This window comes from Desulfoferula mesophila (genome assembly GCF_037076455.1).
Lineage (GTDB): Bacteria > Desulfobacterota > Desulfarculia > Desulfarculales > Desulfarculaceae > Desulfoferula > Desulfoferula mesophila.
The window spans coordinates 134,068-156,552 of record NZ_AP028679.1 but is presented as its reverse complement, the minus strand read 5'-3'; the positions used below and the strand labels follow the sequence as shown (position 1 = coordinate 156,552).

Genomic DNA, 22,485 nt, shown 5'->3' with positions numbered 1-22,485 from the left:
GCGGCCCTTTTTCGATCGCCGGGGGCGGCCCCATTCGGGCCCGCCTCGGTTATAATTACCCCCATGAGCGACAACAACCAGATCAGCGTCCTGGTGGTGGACGACGAGGAAAACTTCCGCGAGGCCCTGGCCCGGCGCCTGGGTCGCCGGGGGCTCATGGTGACCCAGGAGGCCGACGGCGAGGCCGCCCTGGCGCGCCTGGGCGAACAGGCCCCGGACGTGGTGCTGCTGGACGTGAAGATGCCGGGGCTGGACGGCCTGGAGGTGCTCAGGCGCATCAAAAAGGCGCGGCCCCTCACCGAGGTGATCCTGCTCACCGGCCACGCCCATCTGGAGACCTCCATCACCGGCCTGGAGCAGGGGGCCTTTGACTACCTGCTCAAGCCGGTGCCCCTGGAGGAGTTGGTGGAGAAGATCCACGACGCCTGGGAGAAGAAGTCGGTGCAGGAGCGCAAGATAAGGGCGGTGCGGGCCGAAGGGGTCAAGCCCTAGGGCGCTACCATGGCCGGGCTGCTGGACAAATTGCGCGGGCTGCTGGGCCGACAGGCCGAGCCGGAGCCGGTGCAGGCCGGTCTGGCCGAGGAGTTCAAGGCCCGCTATCTGAGCTTTCGCCAGCTTCTGGCGGCCAACAACAAGGCCCTGGAGCTGATGAGCGAGCTGGAGGCCGCCGCCGGGGGCGGGCGGGTCTTCGGCATGAGCTTTCTGCGCTCGCGGGTCACCGCCCTGGGGGTGAGCGTCTTCCAGATGGTGGACCTCCTGGGCCGCCTGGCTCCCGGCAAGTATCCCGCCCTGGCCCCCGGACTAAAAAACATCCAATCGCAACTGGAGGCCATCGCCGCCCCGGCCGAGGCGGGCGGCGGCGGCGAGCTGGTGTTGGCCCTCAAGGACATTGACCAGAGGCGGGCCGAGGAGGCGGGGGCCAAGATGGCCAACCTGGGGGAGATGAGAAACCGCCTGGGCCTCAAGGTGCCCGCCGGTTTCGTCATCACCGCCGCCGCCTGGCGCCTGCTGCTCAGCCAGGAGGGCCTGGTGCAGGAGATCAGCCGCCTGCAACAGGCGGCCGATTTGGAGAACGCCGCCGAACTGTTCACCCTGAGTAGCCGTTTGCGCCAGCTCATCGTGGAGGTCCCCCTGCCCCCGGAGCTGGGCCGGGCCCTGGAGCAAGCCTACGCCGAGCTGGCCGCCGAGGCCGGGGGGGAGGTCAGGGTGTCGCTGCGCTCCAGCGCCCTGGGCGAGGACAGCGCCGAGGCCTCCTTCGCCGGGCAATACTCCACCCAGCTCAACGTGCACCCCGAGTTTTTGGAGCAGACCTACAAGGAGGTGGCGGCCAGCTTCTACAGCCCCCAGGCCATGCACTACCGCCTGGTCCGGGGCCTGCGCGACGACCAGCTGGCCATGGCCGTGGGCTGTTTGGCCATGGTGGGGGCGGTGAGCGGCGGGGTGGCCTACACCGTGAGCCCCCTGGACCCGGCCGACCGCCGGGTGCACATCACCGCCGCCTGGGGCCTGCCCCGCGTGGTGGTGGACGGCGAGGCCGTCGGGGACCACTTCGTGGTGGGCCGCGAGACGCCGCACCGGGTGCTGGCCCGCAGCGTGGAGGACAAGCAGAGCGAGCTGGTGTGCCACGCCGACGACGGCGTGTGTCAACTGGAGCTCACCGGCGAGCGGGCCACCCAACCCTGCCTGGGCGACGAGCAAGTGTTGGCGGTGGCCGAGGCCGCGCTCAAGCTGGAAGAGTATTACGGCGGGCCCCAGGACGTGGAATGGGCCTACAGCCCCCGGGGCGAGCTGGTGATGCTGCAATGCCGCCCCCTGCGCCCGGCCGAGGCCAAGGCCGCCGCGCCCGCCCCGCTTGCCCAAGAGGGCGGCACCCGGGCCCTGCTCCAGGGCGGGGTGACCGCCGGACCCGGCGCGGGAGCCGGGCCGGTGCATTGGGTGCGCCGCGATTCCGACGCCCTCACCTTTCCCGAGGGCGCGGTGCTGGCCCTGCCCCGCCCGGCGCCGCGCTGGGCGGCCCTGGTGGGCAAGGCGGCGGCGGTGGTTTCATCCCGGGGCGGCGCGGCGGGGCATTTGGCCACGGTGTGCCGCGAGTACGGGGTGCCGGCCCTGTTCGGCCTGGGCCCGGCCCTGGAGGCCCTGGAGGAGGAGGCCCTGGTCACCGTGGACGCCGGGGCGCGGGCCGTGTACGCGGGGCGGGTGGAAGAGCTTTTGCAACGGCCCGTCCAGCGCCCCCGCTTCATGAGCGGCAGCCCGGTGCACCAGCTTTTGGGCCGCACCCTGGAGCTGATCTCTCCCCTGACCCTGCTGGACCCCGACTCCACGGAATTCAAGGCGGAAAACGTGCGCACCCTGCACGACATCACCCGCTTTTGCCATGAAAAGAGCGTCAAGGAGATGTTCTCCTTCGGCAAGGAGCACAACTTCCCCCAGCGCTCCTCCAAGCAGCTCTATTATCAGGTGCCCATGCAGTGGTGGGTGCTCAACCTGGACGACGGTTTCACCCAGGAGATAAAGAGCAAGTACGTCAAGCTGGATCAGATCGCCTGCCTGCCCATGCTGGCCGTGTGGGAGGGCATGGTGGCCGTGCCCTGGCAGGGCCCCCCGGCGGCCGGGGGCCGGGGCCTGGCCTCGGTGCTCTTCGAGGCCACGGCCAACCCCTCGCTCACCACCGGGGTCAAGACCCGCTACGCCCACCGCAACTATTTCATGGTGGCCCACCACTTCATGAACCTGCAGTCGCGCTTCGGCTTCCACTTCTGCGCGGTGGAGGCGCTGGCCGGGGAGCGCCGCCGGGAGAACTACATCAGCTTCTCCTTCAAGGGCGGGGCGGCCGACGCGGCCCGCCGCCTGGGCCGGGTGCGCTTCATCGGCGGCATCATGGAAGACCAGGGATTTCGGGTGGAGAGCACCGAGGACAACCTCAACGCCCGTCTGGAGCGCCACGAGCAGGAGGTGACCCTGGAGACGCTCAAGGCGGTGGGCTATCTGCTCATGCACACCCGCCAGCTGGACATCATCATGGGCAACCCCCGGGCCGTGGCCCACTACCAGGACAAGATCCGCGCCGACCTGGAGCTGGTGCGCCGGGGCGAGGCTCCGGGACAAAAGGCCGCCCGTTCCGCCTGATCCGCCCGCCGCCCGCCCTTTGCCCTTTCAAGGGTAGGGGCGCTTGATCTATGATAAAGTTTGGTTTTCCCGACAACCGGCAGGGCCGGAAAAGAGATATTTCGCGCTCCGTGGCCAAACGCGGGGCCGCCATGCAAAAAAGGGAGCAAACATGGACGAATTGAAACCACCGCAAAGACTGCTCTTGGGCCCCGGCCCCTGCAACGTGCCCTACCGGGTGCTCAGGGCCATGTCCACCCCCCTGGTGGGCCATTTGGACCCCCTGTTCATGCAGATGATGGACGAGGTCTGCTCGATGCTGCGCCAGGTCTTCAAGACCGAAAACCAGATGACCTTCCCGGTGAGCGGCACCGGCAGCGCGGGCATGGAGGCCACCTTCGTCAACCTGCTGGAGCCCGGCGACACCGCCGTGGTGTGCCAAAACGGCGTTTTCGGCACCCGCATGATCGACGTGGCCGAGCGCTGCGGGGCCAAGGTGATCAAGGTGGAGGCCGAGTGGAGCCAGCCCCTGGACCAGCAGAAGATCATCGACACCCTGAAGGCCCACCCCGAGGCCAAGCTCTGCGCCATCGTCTACGCCGAGACCTCCACCGGCGTGCTCCAGCCCATCCAGGAGATCGGCGCCTACTTGAAGGACAAGGACACCCTGTTCCTGGTGGACACCGTCACCGCCCTGGGCGGGGTGAACCTGGAAGTGGACGCCTGGGGTATCGACGCCAGCTACAGCGGCACCCAGAAATGCCTGGCCGTGCCTCCGGGCCTGGCCCCGGTCACCTTCGGGCCCAAGGCCCTGGAGGTGCTCAACAACCGCAAGACCAAGGTGCAGAGCTGGTATCTGGACCTGACCATGCTCTCCAAGTATTGGAGCAGCAGCGAACGGCTGTATCACCACACCGCGCCCATCACCATGATCTACGGCCTGCGCGAGGGCCTGCGCATCGTGCTGGAAGAGGGCCTGGAAAACCGCTTCGAGCGTCACGCCGCGGCGGCCGGGCACCTGGCCAAGGGCCTGGGCGAGATGGGCTTCGGCTTCTGGGCCGCGGAGGGCTACCGCCTGCCGCCGTTGACCTGCGCCATCCCGCCCCAGGGCTGGGACGTGGAAGGCATCCGCAAAAAGCTGCTGGCCGACTACGACATCGAAGTGGGCGGCGGCCTGGGCCCGGCGGCGGGCAAGATCTGGCGCATCGGCCTGATGGGCGAGAACGCCTGCGTGCAAAAGGTGGCCGTGCTGCTCAGGGCCCTGCAGGACTTCGCCTAGGATAATAATTGACGCGCTCCCCCTGGAAAAGCCTTGGCTGGAAGGGGGAGCGTTTCGTACCTGGCACCGGCACAGCCGGGCGCCGCGGGGCAAGGCGGCAGGCGAACGAGGGACGCAGGCGTAGCAGACCTACGCCGAGGACCGAGTGACGCCGTGGGCACAACCCTGCGGGGTCTGGCGAAGCCGGGCGTCCGGAATTTCGCAAACCCGCCCTCTGGGAGTCGAATTCATGAAGCACGAATTAAAAGGCGTGTTGCCCCCCATGGCCACCCCCTTCACCGTTGACGAGGAAGTGGACCTGGCCGCCCTGAAGGCCAACATCGCCCAGTGGAACGCCACCGGCCTTTCCGGCTACCTGGCCGTGGGCAGCAACGGCGAGTCGGTGTATCTGTCCGAGGACGAGCAGGAGGCGGTGATCGCGGCCACGGTGGAGGCCGCCGGCGAGGACAAGTTCGTCATGGCCGGGGCGGGGCGCGAGTCCAGCCGCGAGACCATCGGGGCCATCCGGCGCGCCGCGCGGGCGGGGGCCGATTGCGTGCTCATCGTCACCCCCTGCTACTTCAAGGGCCAGATGAAGCCCGCCAACCTGGAGGCCCACTACCTCCGGGTGGCCGAGGCCTCGACCCTGCCGGTCTTGCTCTACAACGTGCCCCAGGCCACGGGGGTGAACATGACCCCGGACCTGGTGGCCCGCCTGGCCCCCCACGCCAACATCGTGGGCGTCAAGGACTCCTCGGGCAACATCGCCCAGCTCAGCGAGATACTGCGCCTGACCAAGGACGATGACTTCGCGGTGTTCGTGGGCAACGCCGAGGTGCTGTTCTCGGCCACCCAACTGGGGGCCGACGGGGCCATCCTGGCGGTGGCCAACGTGCTGCCCCAGCTTTGCGTGGACCTGCGCGAGGCGGTGCTGGCCGGCGATTTGGCCCAGGGCAAGGCGCTGCAGTGGGCCATGAGCCGCCTGGCCGCCTTGGTCACCGGCGTCTACGGGGTGGGCGGGCTCAAGGCCACCATGGACATGGTGGGCTATTTGGGCGGGCCGGTGCGCCTGCCGCTGCTGGCGCCCGACCAGGCCGCCCGCGACGTGCTGGCCGCCGAGCTCAAAAAAGTCATGGGCCAAGTCTAGCCATGGGTTTCACCTATCCCGGCAAGCGCCACTGGGACACCCCGGCCCAGCGCTCGGTGGTCATGGCCCCCCAGGGCATGGCCGCCTCCAGCCACCCCCTGGCCACCCGGGCCGGGGTGCGGGTGTTGGAGGACGGGGGCAACGCGGTGGACGCGGCGGTGGCCATGGTGGCGGTGCTCAGCGTGGTGGAGCCCCACTCCGTGGCCCCCGGCGGCGACGCCTTCGCCCTGCTGGCGGTGGAGGGCGGCAACAAGGTGGTGGGGCTCAACGCCAGCGGCCGGGCCCCGGCGGCGGCCAGCCTGGAGTCCTACCGGGCCCTGGGCCACGAGACGGTGCCTTTCACCGGAGCGCTCAGCGTCACCGTGCCCGGCGCCCTGGCCGGCTGGGCCGAGGCGGTGGAGCGCTACGGCACCATGGGCCTGGACACCCTGCTGGCTCCGGCCATCACCTACGCCGAAAAGGGCTTCCCGGTGAGCCAGGTCATCGCCGGGGAATGGGCCCAGGCCACCGAGCTGTTGCGCCGCGACCCGGCGGCCAAAGCCGCCTACCTGATCGACGGCCAGGCCCCCCGGCCCGGCCAGGTGTTCACCAACCCGGACCTGGGCCGCACCTTCCGCCGCGTGGCCGATCAGGGGCCCGGGGTGTTCTACCAGGGCGAACTGGCCGAGGCCGTGGCCGCCTGCGTGCGCTCGGGCGGGGGCGCCATGACCCCCGACGACCTGGCCGCCCACGTGAACCAGTGGGTGGAGCCTCTGGCTTTTGACTACCAGGGCCACACCGTCTTGGAGCTGCCGCCCAACGGCCAGGGCGCGGTGGCTTTGGAGATTCTCAACATCCTCTCGGGCTACGACCTGGCCTCCCTGGAGCCCGGCGGGGCCGAATACCTGCACCGCCTGGGCGAGGCCATCAAGATCGCCTTTGGCGACCGGGCCCGCTACTTTACCGACCCGGTGTTCTCGCCGGCCCCCCTGGAGCGCCTGCTCTCGCCCGCCTATGGCGCGGCCTGTAGGGAGATGATCTGCCCCGGCCGGGTGCTGGAACCCGCCGCCGCTCCCCCGCTGGGCGGCGAGACGGTGTACCTGGCGGTGGGCGACGCCCAGGGCAACGCGGCCAGCTTCATCAGCAGCATCTTCACCGCCTTCGGCTCGGGCCTGGTGGTGCCGGGCACCGGGGTCATCCTGCACTGCCGGGGGCGCTCCTTCTCCCTGGACCCGGAGCACGCCAACTGCCTGGAGCCCGGCAAGCGGCCCATGCACACCATCATCCCCGGCATGCTCATGCAAGACGGCAAGCTGGAAGCGGCCTTCGGGGTGATGGGCGGGGACATGCAGCCCCAGGGCCACGCCCAGTTCCTGGTCAACCTGCTGGACTTCGGCCTGGACCTCCAGGCGGCCATGGACGCCCCGCGCCTGCGCTACATGGGCGGCAAGTCCATGTACCTGGAAGACGGCATAAGCTCCGAGGCTGCTCGCATCCTGGCCGATTGGGGCCACCAGGTGGACCGGGGCCCCTACCCGGTCAACGAGGTGGGCGGCGGCCAGGTGGTGTGGCGCGACCAGGAGCAGGGGGTGTGGCTGGGAGCCAGCGACCGCCGCAAGGACGGCTGCGCCATGGGCTTCTAGCCCGGAGGATCACCGGAGACAACGCGAGAGGCCTCGCCCCCAAAACGGGGCGAGGCCTTTTTGGTTAGGGATTGTTGGGTTTCGGGCTGGGAAGCCCTCTACCCAACCTACGCTATGGCTCCAAGGCTCGAAATAGCGCGAAAGGCTCTCCTTCGGGCGGAGATTGCTTCGTCGCTGCGCTCCCCCCAACGACAATGGAATTGTTAGGCTTCGCTTCGCTCAACCTAACCTACGCTATCGCTCAGAAACCAGCGGCACAGCCAGGTGCCGCAGGGCAAGGCGGCAGGCGAACGAGGGACGCAGGCGTAGTCTACCTACGCCGAGGACCGCGTGACGCCGACAACGCCGCCATGCGGGGTCTGGCGAAGCCGCGCGGCACAGTCAGAGGCCTCAGGGCAAGGCGGCAGGCGAACGAGGGACGCAGGCGTAGTCTACCTACGCCGAGGACCGCGTGACGCCGACAACGCCGCCATGCGGGGCCTGGCGAAGCCGCCGCTTACTTTTTCACCTTGCTGCGCAGATAGTGCTCCCGCTGCAAATAAGTGTCGTCGTCGGGCTGCAACTGGGCGGCCTTGCTGGCGTCGGCCAGGGCCTTGTTCCATTGCTTGAGCTTTTCGTAGGTATAGCTGCGGTTGTAGTAGGCCTCGGCGTACTCGGGGTCGATGGCGATGGCCTGGGCGTAGTCGGCCAGGGCGGCCTTGGTCTGGTTCAGGTCGTCGTGGGCGCTGCCCCGGTTGTTGTAGGCCACGGCCTTGTTGGACGGGGTGAGCTGCTTGGAGGCGATGGCCTTGGTGTAGAAGGTGATCGCCTTTTTGAACTGCCCGGCCTGGGCGGCCTGGTTACCGGCGGCGATGTCCTCCTTGCCCCCGGCCAGGGCCACGGCGGCCATGGTGAAAACGCTCAACAGAACTATCGCGAAACTGCGGGCGGCCTTGGTGGGCATGGAGCTCCTCCTGGGATGACTGAGGGTTGATCATAGCCTCCTATTATAAGGCCCGCCGCCCCGCTTGCCCAAGCCGGCAGCAAAAAATAGGACCGCCGGGTAAAACCCGGCGGTCCATGGCGGCGAGAGGGTTGCGCGCCAGTCTACTTGCTGAGCTCTTTAATCTGCTTCTGTTGTTCAGCTAGGACTTGAAGAGCGATGCGCTTCATGAAGTGAGACACGGTGCGGCAGTCTTTGTTGATCAGAAGATCAACGTTGGTGCCGCCGCTACGCGCCGCCAGGTTGCCGGTGGAATTGCCTTTGGCGTCTTCCACGTGCCAGGCCTGAATAGTCTTACCGTCGAATTTGTCGATGACCACCTTGAAGTATCCGTTCGGACCAACAAACACGTTGTTGGCTGCATCCAGGACGATCTGCTTGTCATTCTCAAGCATGCCCTCGATGAACATGGAGCAGGTGCTTCAGGTGTCGGGACGGTAAAGGAAGCGCTTGTCCGGGGTCCAGGGGCTGGGATTGCCCAGCTTGATCAGGTCTTTGTACAACGCGATCTGAACCTTGCCGTCTTGGAAGGCTCCACCCGCCTTGTAGATGTTGAGCTGGGCCTGCACCCGGTCGGAGGGGTCGCGCAGCACGAAGGCGGCGCGCCTTTCCTCGTCCACGGGCATGTACTTGAGCACCTCGGCGGTCAGCGGGCCAAAACGCTTGGTCCAGCTCTTGCCGCTCTTTTTGCAGGTCAGCTTCGCATCGGCGAAGTTGGCGGCCACCTTGGTGATTTCCAGGGTGAATCCGCCGTATTCGATTTTGTCGCCCGCAGCCATGAGGGCTTGTTTGGGCGCATCGGGGCTCAGCAGCATGTAGCGCAGGGCGCCGGTGGCGAACTCCTTGACCTGGGCGCCCTTGGGGGTCACCTTGTCGGCCACCAGATAGGTCTGGCCGCTGACGGCCACCGAGCTGGCGTAGTATTCGGTCTCGAAGTCCTGGCCCTTGTCGGTGGGCAGGTAGGTGCCGGTCTTGCGCCCGGTGCCCTTGTTGAGCTTGCCGCTGGTGATGTCGGTGAACAGGTTGCTGGTGGCCACGGGGAAGGCCACGCCGTAGTAGTTACCCGACTGCTTGAGGATCTTGAAGGTGGCGTTGGGCACCGGGAAGCCGTTGGCGCCCATGGCCAGGATGCTCAGCTCCAGGCGTTTGGTCCCGTCGCCAAAGGGAACGCCCTTTTTCTTATCCACCCACACGTTGGTGATTACGTCCAACTTGGTGGCCTGATCCACGAACTCGTAGAGCTTGCCCAGGATGAGAACCTTGTCTCCCTGCAGCACGCCGCTCTTGGGGGTACGGGTCGTGTAGTACAAGCCCGAGGGGGGGATGATGATCTTGCCGTTTTCTATGCGGCTCTTGCGGATCACCAGGCCCTCGTTGAGGGTGATTTTTCGGATGTAACTCTGGGTGGTCACGTTTTGTAAGCCCGGGAACTCGGCCACCACCGCGCAGTTCTTGGCCGGAGGGGCCATGAGGGCGCTCTCCGGTTGCGCGGCGGCCGCTCCCGCGGCTTGCACGCCCAAGCCACCGGCCGCCATAACGGCCAGCATGCTCAGACCTGCTAGTGTTTTCTTAAACAATTGTTGCCTCCATATGACTTACCTGGCTGATACCTTTCCCCCGCCAAAGGGGAAAAAATCCCTCTCGCCTGTAAACCAAATGAAACTAAGTGTTGGCTAGCAGCCTTCATCGGGGGCGATGATGGGCACGATGGGTGCCGCGCCCGCGGGCTGGGCCGGTTTTGCGTCCTTTTTGTCCTTGTCCGGGGCCTGGGCCGCGGCGGGAGCCGGTTTGGCGTCTTTGGGCTGCTCCGCTGCCGGTTGGGCCGGCTTGGTCTTGGCATCGCTCTGGGCGGCCAGCAACACCGGCACGCCGGGCCCGGTTTCGCCACCGATGGTGCAGTTGGCCCCTTGGGCTCCGGCGCCCAGGTACAGTCCCATGGTCAAGGCGGCCGCCACGCCGGCGGTTATGGCAAGGCTCTTGTATTTCACGATAATTGCTCCTCAAAACGTTTTCCGGCCTCGACCGGTCCCCTGGGGCGCACATCGCCGCCATCGAACCGCCCGGCCGTTATTAATAGTTGTTTGCAATCTTAATTGTAACGAACCGGTACAATATCTCCGCACATTATTTTGCCAGGTTTTAACTGGCATTTAACTGGTATTAAAGTTTTCGGCCGGGAAGGCCGTCTTGGAGCGCCTACTTGAATTTACTTTATTTGCAGATAGTTACTTAAGTGAAAGTAAGCGGGCCCGCAAATTGGCCCTTTGTCCGGCGATGCCCAGCTTGCGGCGGATATTTTCGCGGTGGAACTCCACCGCCCTGGCGCTGATGCCCAACAGCGGCGCGATTTCCTTGTTGGATTTGCCCGCGCGCACCAGATCGGCCACCTGCACCTCCCGGGTGGTCAGCTCCGGATGGGCCTCCATGAGCTTGGCGACAAAGGGGCTGACCAGGGCCTCCAGATTGTCCTGGATCACTCGGGCCAGGGCCTCCTGCTCCCGGCTCAGCCCCAGGGAGAGCAGCTCCTTGAGGTAGGGCAGCACCACCGTCTCCAGGTTCACCCGGAAGCCGCTGGTCAGGCTCCGCCGGTCGGCGGCGCTCTGGTTCAACAGCACCTTGAGGGCGATGTTGGTCTCCTCCAGGTGGCGGGCCTGGGCCTTGAGGCTCTTTTCCTTTTCCCGGAGCTGCCGCTCGGTCATCCGGCGGCGGGCGATCTCCTCTTGCAGCCCTTTGGTGGCCCGGGCCACCTCCTCGGCCAGGTGGTCGCGGTGTTGCCGGAGCTCCCGTTCCATTTTCACCCGGCGGGTGATGTCGCGGTAAAACCATACCCGGCCCCAATAACGGCCGTCGGCGCTCAGCAGGCCCCGGGAATAGCGCACCATGATCCGGCCGTCCAGCAGGGAGAACTCCCAGGCGTCTTCTGGCTCTTCCAGGTGGCGGTATAGATGGGTCAGACGGCGGACGAACTCCTCGGGCTCGGCCAGCAGGGGGGTGGTCAACTTGAGCAGGCTTTGGGTGTCCGCCCCCAGCATGACCTTGGGGTCCAGGCCCCACAGCTCCAACAGGCGCTGGTTCCAGGATTTGACCCGGTTGTTCTGATCCACCACCAGGATGCCGTCGGGCGTGGCCTGCTGTTGGGCCTGGGCCAAAAGCAGCTGATATTGCCCCTGGGGCGACAGCCCGCGATCAGGGGAGTTGGGGTCGGGGGGAATGGTCACGGAGCATCTCCCAGGCTAAAAAATGCGCCGTTTGTCAAAGGCGGTGGTGTACTTGCGCCCCAGCATGTAGAGCACACCCGCCCCGGCGATCTGGATGACCAGGGCCTCTAGAAAGGACAGGAAAACCAGGGGCAGGATGAACACCGCCAAGAGCAGGGCGATGAGCAGCGGGGTGACGATCTTCCAGTGCTTTTGCAGCCAGGCCTCGTTGGCCTTCTTCTCCTCCAGCTCCGGGTCGATCCACTCGGGCTCCGGCTCCGGGCCCTGCGGCGGCGGCGGGGTCGCTTGGTTCATCGCACGTCCACCCAGGCCTTGCGGCGGCGCGGGCCGTCGAACTCCATGAAGAAGATGCCCTGCCAGGTGCCCAGGGCCAGGCGGCCGCCCTGGACCGGCAGGCGCACCGTGGAGCCCACCAGCACGCTTTTCACGTGGGCCGCCGAGTTGCCCTCGGCGTGGCGGTATCCGCCCTGCCAGGGCACCAGCTTGTCCAAGGCGTCGATGATGTCGGCGATCACGTCCGGGTCCGCCGCCTCGTTCACCGCCACCGCCGCGGTGGTGTGGGGCACGAACACCTCGCACCAGCCCTCCCGCACCCCGGCGGCCTGAACCACCCCGGCCACCTGGCGGGTGATGTCCACGCCCTGAGTGTGGGCGCTGGTTTGCACTTCGATGCCGGTCATGCCTCGCTCCTCGCCGTTGGTTCCGGCTACAGCATATCAGCCCCGCCGCCGGCCTCCAAGGAGCCTAGCCCGAACCGGGAGGGAGTCTTTCAGGGCAGGCGGCGGAAGAGGCCGCCCCCTTCGTTTTCCAGGCCCGACGCCCGGAAGCGCTCCACCAGGCCCTTTCCGCCGATTTCAAAGGACACCAGGAAGTTGAGCATTTCGGGATCGGCCGGATCCCGGGCCAGGAAACGATCCCGGTCCCAGGGGACCAGCTCCATGCGCACCCGGCGGGGGCCCAGGGTCATCTCCAGGCCCGCGCCCTTGAGGGCCACGTTCGCCGTCTCATACACCGGGTTGGCATAACGGCCCACGTAGCGCTCCAGGGGTTGAGGGGGCAAGGGGCTTTTCGGCCGGGGGGGCAGCTCGCTCTTGCCGTCGGCCTCCTTGAGCTTAGCCAGGTACTCGGCGCAATAGTCCGGGGGCTCCAGGCCGCCCCACAGGTCGCGGAAATAGCGGGCCAGGTTGTCCAGCATGTCCACCCCGCCCAGGTTGCTGAGCATCACCAGGCCCGCCTTGGCCTCGGGCAAAACGGCGATCATGGCGTGGTTGACCGAGGTGTCGCCGTTGTGCCAGACCATGGTGGGCGAGGCGCCGTGGCGCTCGTAGACCCAGGCCTGGCAGTATTGGGCCAGAGCGCCATCGGCTAAATCCACCTTCACCGGGGTGGCCGGGGTGTGCATGAACTCCACGTTGGCCGCGCTGATCAGGCGCTTGCCCTCCACCTCGCCCCGGTTGATGTTAAGGCGCAGCCACTGGGCCATGTCCCGGGCGGTGGAGTTTATGCCCCCGGCCGGGCCGAAGAGGTAGATCCAATCCTGGTAGGGCCAGTCGCGGGGCAACAGCACCGTCTTGCCCTTCTCGCGCCGGTGCAGGCGGGTGACGTTGTCGCCCTGGGCCAGCCCGGAGCGGGGCAGGCTGGTGCGGCTCATGCCCAGGGGCTGCCAAATCTTGCGCTCCAGGAATTGGGCGTAGTCCAGGCCGCTGAGGCGGCTGACCATCCGGGCCGCCGCCAGGAAGGGAATGTTCTGGTAGGCGAAGGCCGAGCGGAAGCTGGTCACCGGGCTGAGGTGGGCCAGGGAGGCGACCATGTGGGCCGGGCCGAAGCCGAACAGGGCCTGCAACTCCCCGGCGTGAGGGGCCAGGCCGGTGTGCTGGGCCATGAGGTCCTTGACCAGAAACTCGCGGGTCACCCAGGGGTCTTGCATCAAGAAGCCGGGCAGGTGCTCGATCACCCGGTCGTCCCAGGCCAGCTTCTTCTCGTCGGCGGCGATGGCCACCATGGCCGCGGTGAAGGCCTTGGAGGTGGAGCCGATCTGAAAGATGGTGTCGCCGTCCACCGGTCGGCCCCCGCCCAGGGCGGTGACGCCCAGGCCCTTGAGCAGCACCAGCTTGTCGCCGGCCACCACGGCCATGGACAGGCCCGGCACCCCGAAGGCCCGGCGGTTTTTCTCGGCATAGGCCTCGAAGCGGCTCAGGAACTTTTGCAGATCGGCTTGCGATGCGGGCGCCGCCCCGGCGGGGGGCAGGCCAAGCAGACAGAGCAAGAGCAGCCAGGACAGGGCGGCGGCAACCAGGCGCGAACGGCGACGCATGACCTAACCCCCAATTCTTCCCAATTCATATGGCGGATTCCATTCCAGACTAAGCCATCCAGGGCGCGATATACAGCGTAATTATTCGTATTTCGGCTTCCGGCCTTGCCCAAGACCCCTGGTCGCGGGCACAATGGAGCTCCTCCATTCCCCTGCCGAAGGGAGTTGCTTCTGGTCATGACGCTTCGCATACCTTGTTACCCGGCCCTGTTCTGCCTTTGCCTTTTGCTCAACATCGCCCCCGCGCTGGCGCCAGAGGCCCTAGCCGCGGCCGAGGATCGCGTGCGCCAAATCACCGACCAGATGATGGCCCTGGCCGGCGGCCGGGATTGGGCCGAGCACAAGGGGGCCCTGGAGCGCATACGGGCCGACCGCCAGGAGGCCTCCCGCCTCACCCCGCCGGTCCTGGCCCAGGCCAAGTTGTTCCAGCAGGCCTTGGAGCACGCCAAGAACCTGCGTTACTGGGCCAAGCAGGCGGAGGCCAAGGCCGCGCTGCTGCGGGCCCTGTACGCCTCGGCCCAAGAGCAGGGCCGGGCGGCCTGCGCCGCCGGGGAAAAGGCCGGGGTCACCGCCGCCCAGATCAAGCTGCAAAAGGCCCTGGATGAGGCGGCCCCCCTGCAGCAGGAGCTGAACTCAGCCACTTTTCGGACCAAGCAGGCCCACAACTGGCTGCGGGGCCAGTGGCCCCAGCTGAAGGCCCTGGCCGACCAGGGCCAACGGGCCTATGAACTTAGCCAAAGGGCCACCAAGATCGACAACAAGTTTTTTGCCACCCACGGCTCGGCCTACTACTATTTCCAGGCCCAGCGCGAGAAGATGGATAAACTGTTCGTCAAACTGCACCAGGTGCTCCAGGAAACCGCCCGACGGGTGGGCGCCGGTCAGCGCCTGGTATTTGATATCTACAACAGCGCCCGCCAGGGCATTCCCCTGCCCGCCAACCTGGACCCAGTGCAGCTCGATTTCGCCCGCCAAAGTGTGGCCATCCTGGCCCCGGTCTTCACCCGCCTACAAAAAGAGCGCCTGCTGTTCCAGGCGGACAAGCATTTGCTGCCAGCCGACGCACCCAAGGAGCACCAGCGGCTGCGGGAGGTCGACGAGCGCCAGAAAAAGTTGTTCAAGCTGCTGGGCACCTGGCAAAAGTGCCGGGACGCGCCCCAGCTATACGCCCAGGTGGCCCAGGCCCACGGCGCGGCGCGCCAGGCGCGGGACGCAGCCCAGGCCGCCGCGCAAAAAGCCCAGGCCTGCTATGCGCGGGCCGAGGCCAAGCAAAAGGCCTTGTTGGCCCAGCGCTGCCCGGAGCACGCCTTTGCCCAATGGGACCCGGCCCAGGGCCGGGCCACCTGCGCCTGCAACGCGGCCAAGGGCTGGGTGTGGAACAGCGACCATAGCGACTGCGTGCCCCTGTCCGTGTGCCGCCGGCTGTGGGAGGGGTATCAGCGTTTCCAGAACGAGGGCAACCGGGAGCAGTCCGCCAGCACCCTGGCCTCCCTGCGACGGCACAAGTGCCCCAACCAGGCCCAGTTGGCGGGCCAGCGCGCGGTGCCCCGGCTGGTGGGCTTGAGCGCCCAGCAGGCGGCCCAGGCCCTGGGCCGGGCGGGGCTCAAGTATAAGATTTCCTCCGCCGGACCGGCCCCCCGTCCCCAGCAGGCCGGGCAGGTGGCCGGGCAGAACCCCGCCCCCGGCGCGGCGGCCCAACAGGGGCACATCGTGGGCCTGAGCGTGTACGACCAACCCCGGCCAAGCCAGGCCCAGGCCGCCCCGGCGGAGCGCTGCGACCGGCTGGGCCGCATCTTCAATCAGGCCGTGGAAAAGCATGACCTGAACACCGCCGGTCAGGTGGCCAACGAGGCCCAGGGTTGCGCCTGGCAGGCCAAGGCCCAGACCTGGGTGCGCTGCGCCCGCCTGGCCCAGGCCTATAACCGGGCCTTGGAAACCAAGGACCGCCGGGCCGCCGTTCAGGCGGCCAACCAGGCCCAGGGCTGCGACTGGCAGACCAAGGCCCAAGGTTTCCTGCGCTGCCAGGACCTGGTCCAAGACTACGACGCCGCATTTGCCATGGCCCAACAAAGCAAGGACCTGAGCGGGCTCAAGAACATCCTGACCCAGGCCAAGGGCTGCGGCTGGTACGCCCAAGGGCGCTCCAAGGCCCTGTGCCTCAGGGCGGGCCTGATCTTTGACCGCAACATCGCCGCCAAGCAAACCCAGGAGGCGGGCAAGGCCCTGGCCTATGCCCGGCAAAACAACTGCTACTGGCGCCAGGCCGGGGAGCGCATCTACGCCCAGGCCACCCGCCCGGCCCCGGCCCCCCGGCAGCAACCGGCCCCGCCGCCCCAGCCGGCCCGGCGGCTGACCCCCCAGCAGGAGTGCCAGCGCATGAACGACATCGCGCTAAATGCCTGCCGCCGAGGCGGGGCCACCTTGGACAGCCTGAACGCGGCGTTCAATCCCATGGCAGGGCGCTGGAAGCAGCTGGGCTGCCGGATGTCGCCAGCCCTGGATCAGTGCGTGGATGCGGTGGTGGAGCGCGATATCGGCGGCATGTTCCGGGGCTGGAGCCTGGGCCGGTAGACGGGTGAGAGCGGCGGGCCCGGGCGGCGCCTAATCTTCCTCGGCCGTTGGCGGGGCCTGTATCACCCGGTCTCCGCCTTGTTTTTTGGCCTCGTACATGGCCATGTCGGCCCGCTTGATCAGCTTTTCCGGCGCTTCGCCCGCCTCCAGCTGGGCCAGGCCCAGGCTGAGAGTCACCGGGATCGGTGTTCCCTCCAGGTGGTCCATGGCCGGGTGGCAGACTTGCTTGAAGTGTTGCCGGAAGCGATCCACGGCCACCATGCCCTGCTCCCGGGTGGTCTCCGCCAGCAACAGGGCGAATTCGTCCCCGCCCAGGCGGAACGCCCGGTCCACCTGGCGCAGGTTTTGGCGCAGGCTTTGGCCCAAGAGCTTGAGTAGTTCATCCCCCTGCTGGTGGCCATAGGTGTCGTTAATGCGCTTGAAGCCATCCATGTCCAGGATGGCCAGGGATAGGGGCCGCCGGTAGCGTTGAGCGCGCCGCGCCTCGACGTGCAACACCTCCTGGAAGTGGCGTCGGTTGGCCAAGCCGGTGAGGCTGTCGGTGATGGAGCGCAGCAAGAGCTCCTGCTCCAGGGCCTTGCGGGTGCTCATATCGTGGAAAAAGCCCACGCTGCCCACCTCCCGGCCCCCTTCCGTGAGCAGGGCGGCCGACAGGCGGATGGGCATTTTGCGGCCCTCGGCGTTGATGGCCTCCACCTCCACCTCGTCCACCCGGCCTCGGCCACCGTGCTCTTGGTCGTAGAGCAGCTTCTTTATCTGCCGGGCCAAGTCTGGAGGATAGTAGATTTCGGTGATGTGCAGCTTGTCCAGCACATCCTGCTTGTCGCGCTGAAACATCCGCTCCGCCGCTTCGTTGAAAATGACCACGGTGCCTTCGCGGTTCACCCCGATGATACCGTCGGGGCACAAGCGCACCAATTCGTCGGTAAAGGACTGGCCGTTCATCGTGCATTTACCCCATGAAAGCTGGTCACAGGACCCCGAATTAAGGACCCTCGGACGCGGGTCGTCGACAAATTCACCAAAGTCACAACTGATTATTTTTATTACTATTCATTATCATTTGCAAGACTTTTGGCAATCCATGCCGCCGGTTCGGCCTATCACCTCCATTACGTTTTGAAAAAAGCGGGGCTCCCGGCCCAAGCCGAGAGCCCCGCCACCACGGAGGAGGTTGTAAGGCCGGGCTTCCGTTGGTCCGCTACGGGAGCCCGGCCGTTGTTTACATGGCCGGCAGCTCCACGTGGGGCAGTTTGCTCAGGGCCTCGTCCACCATGGATTGGGGATACTCGTAGTTGGACAACTGGCCCGCCAGATAGGCGTCGTAGGCGCTCATGTCGAAGTGGCCGTGGCCCGAGAGGTTGAACAGGATCACCCGCTCCTTGCCCTCTTCCTTGGCCTTGAGGGCCTCGATCACCGCCCCGCGGATGGCGTGGGTGGACTCGGGCGCGGGCACGATGCCCTCGGTGCGGGCGAACATGAGGCCCGCCTCGAAGCATTCCAGCTGGGGCACCGCGATGGCCTCCACCAGCTTGTCCTCGGCCAGGCGGCTGACCAGCGGGCTCATGCCGTGGTAGCGCAGGCCGCCGGCGTGGATGCCCGGGGGCACGAAGGTGTGGCCCAGGGTGTGCATCAAGACGATGGGGGCCAGGTGGGCGGTGTCGCCGTAGTCGTAGGCGTAGAGCCCCTTGGTGACCGTGGGGCAGGAGGCGGGCTCCACCGCCAGGATGCGCACGTCCATGCCCTTGATCTTTTCGCGCACGTAGGGGAAGGAGATGCCCGCGAAGTTGGAGCCGCCGCCGATGCAGCCGATGACCACGTCGGGCTTCTCGCCGATCTTGTTCATCTGGCGGATGGCTTCCTCGCCGATGATGGTCTGGTGCAGGCACACGTGGTTGAGCACCGAGCCCAGGGCGTAGTTGGTGTCGTCGCGGGTGGCCGCGTCTTCCACCGCCTCGCTGATGGCCAGGCCCAGGGAGCCGGGGTGGTCGGGGTTTTCGGCCAGGGCCGCGCGGCCCGAGTTGGTCTGCTCGCTGGGGCTGGCGAAGATCTCGGCCCCCCAGGTGTTGATGATGGACTTGCGGTAGGGCTTCTGGTCATAGCTGACCCGCACCATGTACACGGTGCACTCCAGCCCGAACATGTTGCAGGCCAGGCTCATGGCGCTGCCCCACTGGCCCGCGCCGGTCTCGGTGGCGATGCGCTTGATGCCCTCCTGCTTGTTGTAATAGGCCTGGGCCACGGCGGTGTTGGGCTTGTGGGAGCCCGCCGGGGAGACCGACTCGTTCTTGAAGTAGATGCGCGCCGGGGTGCCCAGGGCCTTTTCCAGGCCGCGGGCCCGCTGCAAGGGAGTGGGCCGCCAGAGGGCCAAGACCTGCATCACCTCGTCGGGGATGTCCCAGTAGGCCTGGGGGCTCATCTCCTGCTCCAACAGCGACATGGGGAAGATGACGTTCATCTGCTCCGGGGTGGCGATCTCCATGGTGGCCGGGTGGAAAGGCGGGGCCAGGGGCGTGGGCAAGTCCGCCTGGACGTTGTACCACTGGCGCGGCATCTCGGTTTCGTCGAGTAGAACCTTGACCTGCTCCATGATTTCAGTCTCTCCTTGCTAAAAGGCTGGCTATTCCCGTGCAATAAGGGCCAAAAAAGGAGCCGCGGGCCCTGGGGCCCGCGGCGCGGCTGCAAACGGTTTGCTCAGAGCGCGGACCCACCTCTACCCGGCGGCTGCCAGCGCCACCAGAGAAGGTTGATAAGGGCGGGGTGAATGCGGGTCATGTTACGCTCCATGGTTTTGTATACGGTATACCAGTATCTAGGAGTGAGTGTCAACACAAAAATGTGGGGGGGAGGGGTGGGGGGAAGCGGACGGCGCTCTCCTCAGTAATGAATTGTTGGGCTTCGCTGCACTCAACCCAACCTACGCCATCGCTGTGGGGGCCATACAGAAATAATGGTCATCGCGAGGAGCATCCCTGCAGGGGATGCGACGCGGCGATCTTCGCCTTACCCCAGGCGGGACGGTCCGTGGCTTGGTGGGCGGGTTGGTCTTGTCTCTCGCACCTCGGCATGCCGATGGGAAATGGAAGATTGCCGCGTCGCGGCGGGAGGGGCACCCCTTCCATTCCAGCCTCTTGGGCCGCCGCTCCTCGCAATGACGGCTATTGGCTGGAAATTGGCGGCTAGGCGGACGGGCCGCGCTCGGGCGGGGCTGGGGGGGCGGGGGCGCCTTCTGCGGGCAGAGGTTGCTTCGTCGCTGCGCGCCTCGCGACGGCAAAGGAATTGTTGGGCCTCGGGCTACGCCCTCGACCGCAACCTACGCTGTTTTGCTTATTATTATATGAAGATAGTGTAGGTTAGGTTGAGCAAAGCGAAGCCTAACAATTACCTATTTCCCTCTCCCCATACAGCAATAGCCGTCATCGCGAGGAGCATCCCGGCAGGGGATGTGACGCGGCGATCTTCGCCTCCCCCCCTGGCGGGGCGGTTCGTGGCTTGGTGGGCGGGTTGGCCTCGTCCTTCGCCCCTCGGCATGACCAGGGGAACGGAAGATTGCCGCGTCGCGGCGGGAGAACCGCCCTTTCCATACCAACCTCTTGGGCCGCAGCTCCTCGCAATGACGGCTATTGCCTGGAAATTGGCGGCGAGGCGGACGGGCCGCGCTCGGGCGGGGCTGGCGGGGCGGGAGCGCCTTCTGCGTGCAGAGGTTGCTTCGTCGCTGTGCTCCTCGCAACGACAAAGGGATTGTTGGGTTTCGCTTCGCTCTGCCCAACCTACGCGATTTGCAGATTTTTAGAATCAGCGGGCGGTTAGCCCTGCCAGGCCTTGATCTTCTCGGCCACGCCCAGGGCCCACTGGGCGTAGGCGTTGGGGCCGGGGTGGAAGCCGTCGAAGGCCATGTCCTCCACCTCCAGATCGAAATCCAGGGCCAGGTAGTCCAGGTGGGGCTGGGTGGCGGCCCAGGCGCGCAGGGCGGCGTCCAGGCCCCGGGCCCGGGCGCCCAGATACCAGCGCAGGGGCTGGGGCAGCGAGGGAAAGCGGTGCATGGGCGGCAGGCCCGAGAGCAGCACCCGTTTGACCGAATAGCGGCGCCGCAACAGCTCCACCAGGCTTTTCTGCCGGGCGATGAAGGCCTTGGGCCGCACTCCGGACAGCACGTCGTTGACCCCCAGCACGCTGAAGGCCACGTCCCAGGGCTGGGGGTGGAGTACCTGCAATTGGTGAATGAGGTCCTGGGTGGTGAAGCCGCTCTGGGCGGCCAGGAGCCAGCGCACCCGGAAGGAGCGGGCCAGGGCCTCGGCCAGGCGGCCGCTCAGGGCCTCGCCCTGATACTCGGCCCCTACCCCGGCGGCCGAAGAGTCGCCCACGATGAGCAGCCTCAGCTCCGGGCCCTGGCCTTCCTCGCCCTGGCGGGGCCCCTCGGGCTCGGGGATCTGGGGCACGGTGCGCCGCACGTAGAGCCCCTGGGCCAGCATCAGCGGCGACAGGGCCACGGCGAGCAGCCCTTTGCCCAGGCCCAGGCCCGCGCGGCCGGGGGCCTGCTCCCCCGCCTCCCGGCCTTCCTCGGGGCTCAGTAGGCTATCTTGCTGCGGATCTTCCAGGGCAACTTCTCCAAAACCTGGGCGCGAAACTGTTTCTTGAAATAGTCATCCAGGGCGAAGCGTTCCTGCCACTTCCTGGTTATCTGTTTGATCTGCCAGGCGGTTTCCGCCTTTATCCCCGGATCGGCCTTGGCCAGGCGGGTCGCCACCTCCTGCACCTGGCGGGGCGAGAACTTGGAGTCGCGGCCCGCGCGCTTGGCCTCCACCTCCCCTACTATCACTTCCAGCTCGTGATAGGAAAGGTATTGGGCATAGGCCATGGCCATGGCCTCGTTGACCTGGTCCTTCACCTGGGACCAAAACACCTCGCCCACCACCCGGCAATAGACCTTGGTGTCATCCAGGTCCAGGCGCTTGCCCATGGGGCTGCCGGCCATGCTCTGCAGGCAGTCTATCTCCATCATCTGGGCGATGGTCTTGTAGTCCAGAGGCTTGAGCTGCACCAGCCGCCGGGACAGGGCCAGGCTCTCGTCGCTGGGCGGGGCGGCCGCGCACCAGGAGGCCCCCAAGGCCAGCACCAGGAGCAGGACGGGCAACAGGGCCGCGGTTCTCAGGATGGTTTTGCTTCGCATGTTCGCCTCGGTCGCTCCCTGCCGGACGGACGGCCTAAAATGGTCTCGCCTTTCATTGTGGAGGGCCGCCGGGCCGGGCCGCAAGGGGCGGCCGGACCGTCCGTCCATACCAGCCGTCCCCGGCCTTTGGCGCGCCCGTTTCGGCCACCATCGCCGCTATCTCTTTATAACATTTTGCTCCGTATTTTCGGGAGCAAAGGCGCGCCGTCCGCGATTTACCCACCCGGTCCGGGGAGATTGCGCATTGTGGCACAAAAAAGAGTTGACTTGCCCCGAGATTGCATGTTAGCAAGTGCTGACCGCCAAAGCCTGCGGGAAAGGGGCGACCTTGCCCGGAGCTGGCGGACGTAACTCTCCACCAGGGCGGCACAAAACTAAACCAAGCCCCCTGGGGGCGTGTAGGGCGGGAGACCGGTTTGGGCCGGTTTATCAGCGAATCGACCCGCGAATACCTGCTTATCCTGGCCAGGGTCAGTTCCATGGGCATCGCCATGGTCTTGGCCACGGTAATGGGATTGGGCGCGGGTTGGCTGGTTGACAAATATTTCGGCACCCATCCTTGGGGCTTTTTCATAGGCCTGGGGATGGGTATTGCGGCTGGTTTCCGCAACCTGTTCATTCTTTATAAACGGACCGAGCGCTCCCAGGAGCGCATCGACGAGGCCGAGCACAAACAAAAGCGATGATGGCTCACAAACCACTGACCATGCAGACCCCGGAAGCGGCCCTTATGAAAGGGCTGTGGTGGGCCAACCTGGTCACCTTCGGCGTGCTCAGCGCCGGGGCTTTCATCGTGGCCGACTGGCGCTCGGGTCTCAGCGTGGTGGTGGGCGGGCTCATCGCCCTGCTCAACTACCGCCTGCTGCAGCGCACCATCTGCCGCACCCTGTTGCCGCGGGAGAAAAAAGGCGTGCTGAGCAGGTATCTGACCAAGTATTACCTGCGGTTCCTGGCCACCGCCGTGGTGCTGTTCTTCTTGGTGCGCCAGGGCCTGGTGGAGCCGCTGGGCCTGTTGGTGGGCCTTTCGGTGGTGGTGGTGACGATCTTCGCCTGGGGCGCGCGCCAGGCTTTCAAGCTTCGTAAGGAGGCGTTCTAAGC

General features: G+C 66.5%; 20 protein-coding genes. 8 read left to right on the top strand and 12 right to left on the bottom strand.

Annotation, left to right across the window (positions count from 1 at the left end; translation table 11 throughout):
• Nucleotides 1-63: 63 nt before the first annotated feature.
• The 5 genes from AACH32_RS00750 to ggt all read left to right on the top strand — a co-directional run bounded on the left by AACH32_RS00750 (nt 64) and on the right by ggt (nt 7,132).
• Entirely contained in the window at nt 64-492 is a 429-nt protein-coding gene (locus AACH32_RS00750; RefSeq protein WP_338604357.1) for a response regulator, read from the top strand.
• Between the two features lie 9 nt (nt 493-501).
• Nucleotides 502-3,126, top strand: a complete 2,625-nt coding sequence (locus AACH32_RS00745) for a PEP/pyruvate-binding domain-containing protein (protein ID WP_338604354.1) — start codon at nt 502-504, stop codon at nt 3,124-3,126.
• A gap of 151 nt (nt 3,127-3,277) precedes the next feature.
• The gene (locus AACH32_RS00740) at nt 3,278-4,384 is read left to right on the top strand and encodes a pyridoxal-phosphate-dependent aminotransferase family protein (protein WP_338604351.1); all 1,107 of its coding nucleotides are present in this window, start codon (nt 3,278-3,280) and stop codon (nt 4,382-4,384) included.
• A 229-nt stretch (nt 4,385-4,613) separates the two neighbouring features.
• Nucleotides 4,614-5,510 carry a dihydrodipicolinate synthase family protein gene (locus tag AACH32_RS00735; protein WP_338604348.1) on the top strand — a complete coding sequence of 299 codons (897 nt, stop codon included), beginning with the start codon at nt 4,614-4,616 and terminating at the stop codon, nt 5,508-5,510.
• Nucleotides 5,511-5,512: 2 nt separating this feature from the next.
• Entirely contained in the window at nt 5,513-7,132 is a 1,620-nt protein-coding gene (gene ggt / locus AACH32_RS00730) for a gamma-glutamyltransferase (RefSeq protein ID WP_338604346.1), read from the top strand.
• A 496-nt stretch (nt 7,133-7,628) separates the two neighbouring features.
• Here ggt and AACH32_RS00725 read toward each other — a convergent pair whose 3' ends face one another.
• The 8 genes from AACH32_RS00725 to AACH32_RS00690 all read right to left on the bottom strand — a co-directional run bounded on the left by AACH32_RS00725 (nt 7,629) and on the right by AACH32_RS00690 (nt 13,646).
• The gene (locus AACH32_RS00725) at nt 7,629-8,075 is read right to left on the bottom strand and encodes a tetratricopeptide repeat protein (RefSeq protein WP_338604344.1); all 447 of its coding nucleotides are present in this window, start codon (nt 8,073-8,075) and stop codon (nt 7,629-7,631) included.
• A 143-nt stretch (nt 8,076-8,218) separates the two neighbouring features.
• Complete coding sequence (locus tag AACH32_RS00720; RefSeq protein WP_338604341.1) at nt 8,219-8,524, bottom strand: hypothetical protein; 306 nt, start codon at nt 8,522-8,524, stop codon at nt 8,219-8,221.
• A 12-nt stretch (nt 8,525-8,536) separates the two neighbouring features.
• Complete coding sequence (locus AACH32_RS00715; protein ID WP_338604339.1) at nt 8,537-9,661, bottom strand: hypothetical protein; 1,125 nt, start codon at nt 9,659-9,661, stop codon at nt 8,537-8,539.
• Nucleotides 9,662-9,787: 126 nt separating this feature from the next.
• Nucleotides 9,788-10,102: a hypothetical protein gene (locus AACH32_RS00710; protein ID WP_338604336.1), complete on the bottom strand. Its 315-nt coding sequence runs from the start codon at nt 10,100-10,102 to the stop codon at nt 9,788-9,790.
• Between the two features lie 237 nt (nt 10,103-10,339).
• Complete coding sequence (locus AACH32_RS00705) at nt 10,340-11,332, bottom strand: PAS and helix-turn-helix domain-containing protein (protein ID WP_338604333.1); 993 nt, start codon at nt 11,330-11,332, stop codon at nt 10,340-10,342.
• A 15-nt stretch (nt 11,333-11,347) separates the two neighbouring features.
• Entirely contained in the window at nt 11,348-11,626 is a 279-nt protein-coding gene (locus AACH32_RS00700; protein WP_338604330.1) for a hypothetical protein, read from the bottom strand.
• Nucleotides 11,623-12,012, bottom strand: coding sequence for a secondary thiamine-phosphate synthase enzyme YjbQ (locus AACH32_RS00695; RefSeq protein WP_338604327.1), 390 nt, complete (start codon nt 12,010-12,012; stop codon nt 11,623-11,625). Before AACH32_RS00695 ends, AACH32_RS00700 begins: the two co-directional genes overlap by 4 nt.
• A gap of 89 nt (nt 12,013-12,101) precedes the next feature.
• Nucleotides 12,102-13,646 carry a serine hydrolase gene (locus AACH32_RS00690; RefSeq protein WP_338604324.1) on the bottom strand — a complete coding sequence of 515 codons (1,545 nt, stop codon included), beginning with the start codon at nt 13,644-13,646 and terminating at the stop codon, nt 12,102-12,104.
• A 177-nt stretch (nt 13,647-13,823) separates the two neighbouring features.
• Here AACH32_RS00690 and AACH32_RS00685 point away from each other — a divergent pair, with 177 nt between their 5' ends.
• Nucleotides 13,824-16,217, top strand: coding sequence for a PASTA domain-containing protein (locus AACH32_RS00685; RefSeq protein WP_338604321.1), 2,394 nt, complete (start codon nt 13,824-13,826; stop codon nt 16,215-16,217).
• A 30-nt stretch (nt 16,218-16,247) separates the two neighbouring features.
• Here AACH32_RS00685 and AACH32_RS00680 read toward each other — a convergent pair whose 3' ends face one another.
• The 4 genes from AACH32_RS00680 to AACH32_RS00665 all read right to left on the bottom strand — a co-directional run bounded on the left by AACH32_RS00680 (nt 16,248) and on the right by AACH32_RS00665 (nt 21,387).
• Nucleotides 16,248-17,162 (bottom strand): sensor domain-containing diguanylate cyclase, encoded by a 915-nt coding sequence (locus AACH32_RS00680; protein WP_338604317.1) that lies wholly within the window; start codon nt 17,160-17,162, stop codon nt 16,248-16,250.
• 277 nt (nt 17,163-17,439) lie between these two features.
• Nucleotides 17,440-18,807, bottom strand: a complete 1,368-nt coding sequence (locus AACH32_RS00675) for a TrpB-like pyridoxal phosphate-dependent enzyme (RefSeq protein WP_338604314.1) — start codon at nt 18,805-18,807, stop codon at nt 17,440-17,442.
• A 1,216-nt stretch (nt 18,808-20,023) separates the two neighbouring features.
• Nucleotides 20,024-20,728, bottom strand: coding sequence for an SGNH/GDSL hydrolase family protein (locus AACH32_RS00670; protein WP_434062349.1), 705 nt, complete (start codon nt 20,726-20,728; stop codon nt 20,024-20,026).
• A 56-nt stretch (nt 20,729-20,784) separates the two neighbouring features.
• On the bottom strand, nt 20,785-21,387 hold the full coding sequence (locus tag AACH32_RS00665) for a hypothetical protein (protein WP_338604309.1): 603 nt from the start codon (nt 21,385-21,387) through the stop codon (nt 20,785-20,787).
• 416 nt (nt 21,388-21,803) lie between these two features.
• Here AACH32_RS00665 and AACH32_RS00660 point away from each other — a divergent pair, with 416 nt between their 5' ends.
• Nucleotides 21,804-22,073: an AtpZ/AtpI family protein gene (locus AACH32_RS00660; protein ID WP_338604307.1), complete on the top strand. Its 270-nt coding sequence runs from the start codon at nt 21,804-21,806 to the stop codon at nt 22,071-22,073.
• Nucleotides 22,073-22,483 carry an ATP synthase subunit I gene (locus AACH32_RS00655; protein WP_338604305.1) on the top strand — a complete coding sequence of 137 codons (411 nt, stop codon included), beginning with the start codon at nt 22,073-22,075 and terminating at the stop codon, nt 22,481-22,483. Before AACH32_RS00660 ends, AACH32_RS00655 begins: the two co-directional genes overlap by 1 nt.
• Nucleotides 22,484-22,485: the final 2 nt, after the last annotated feature.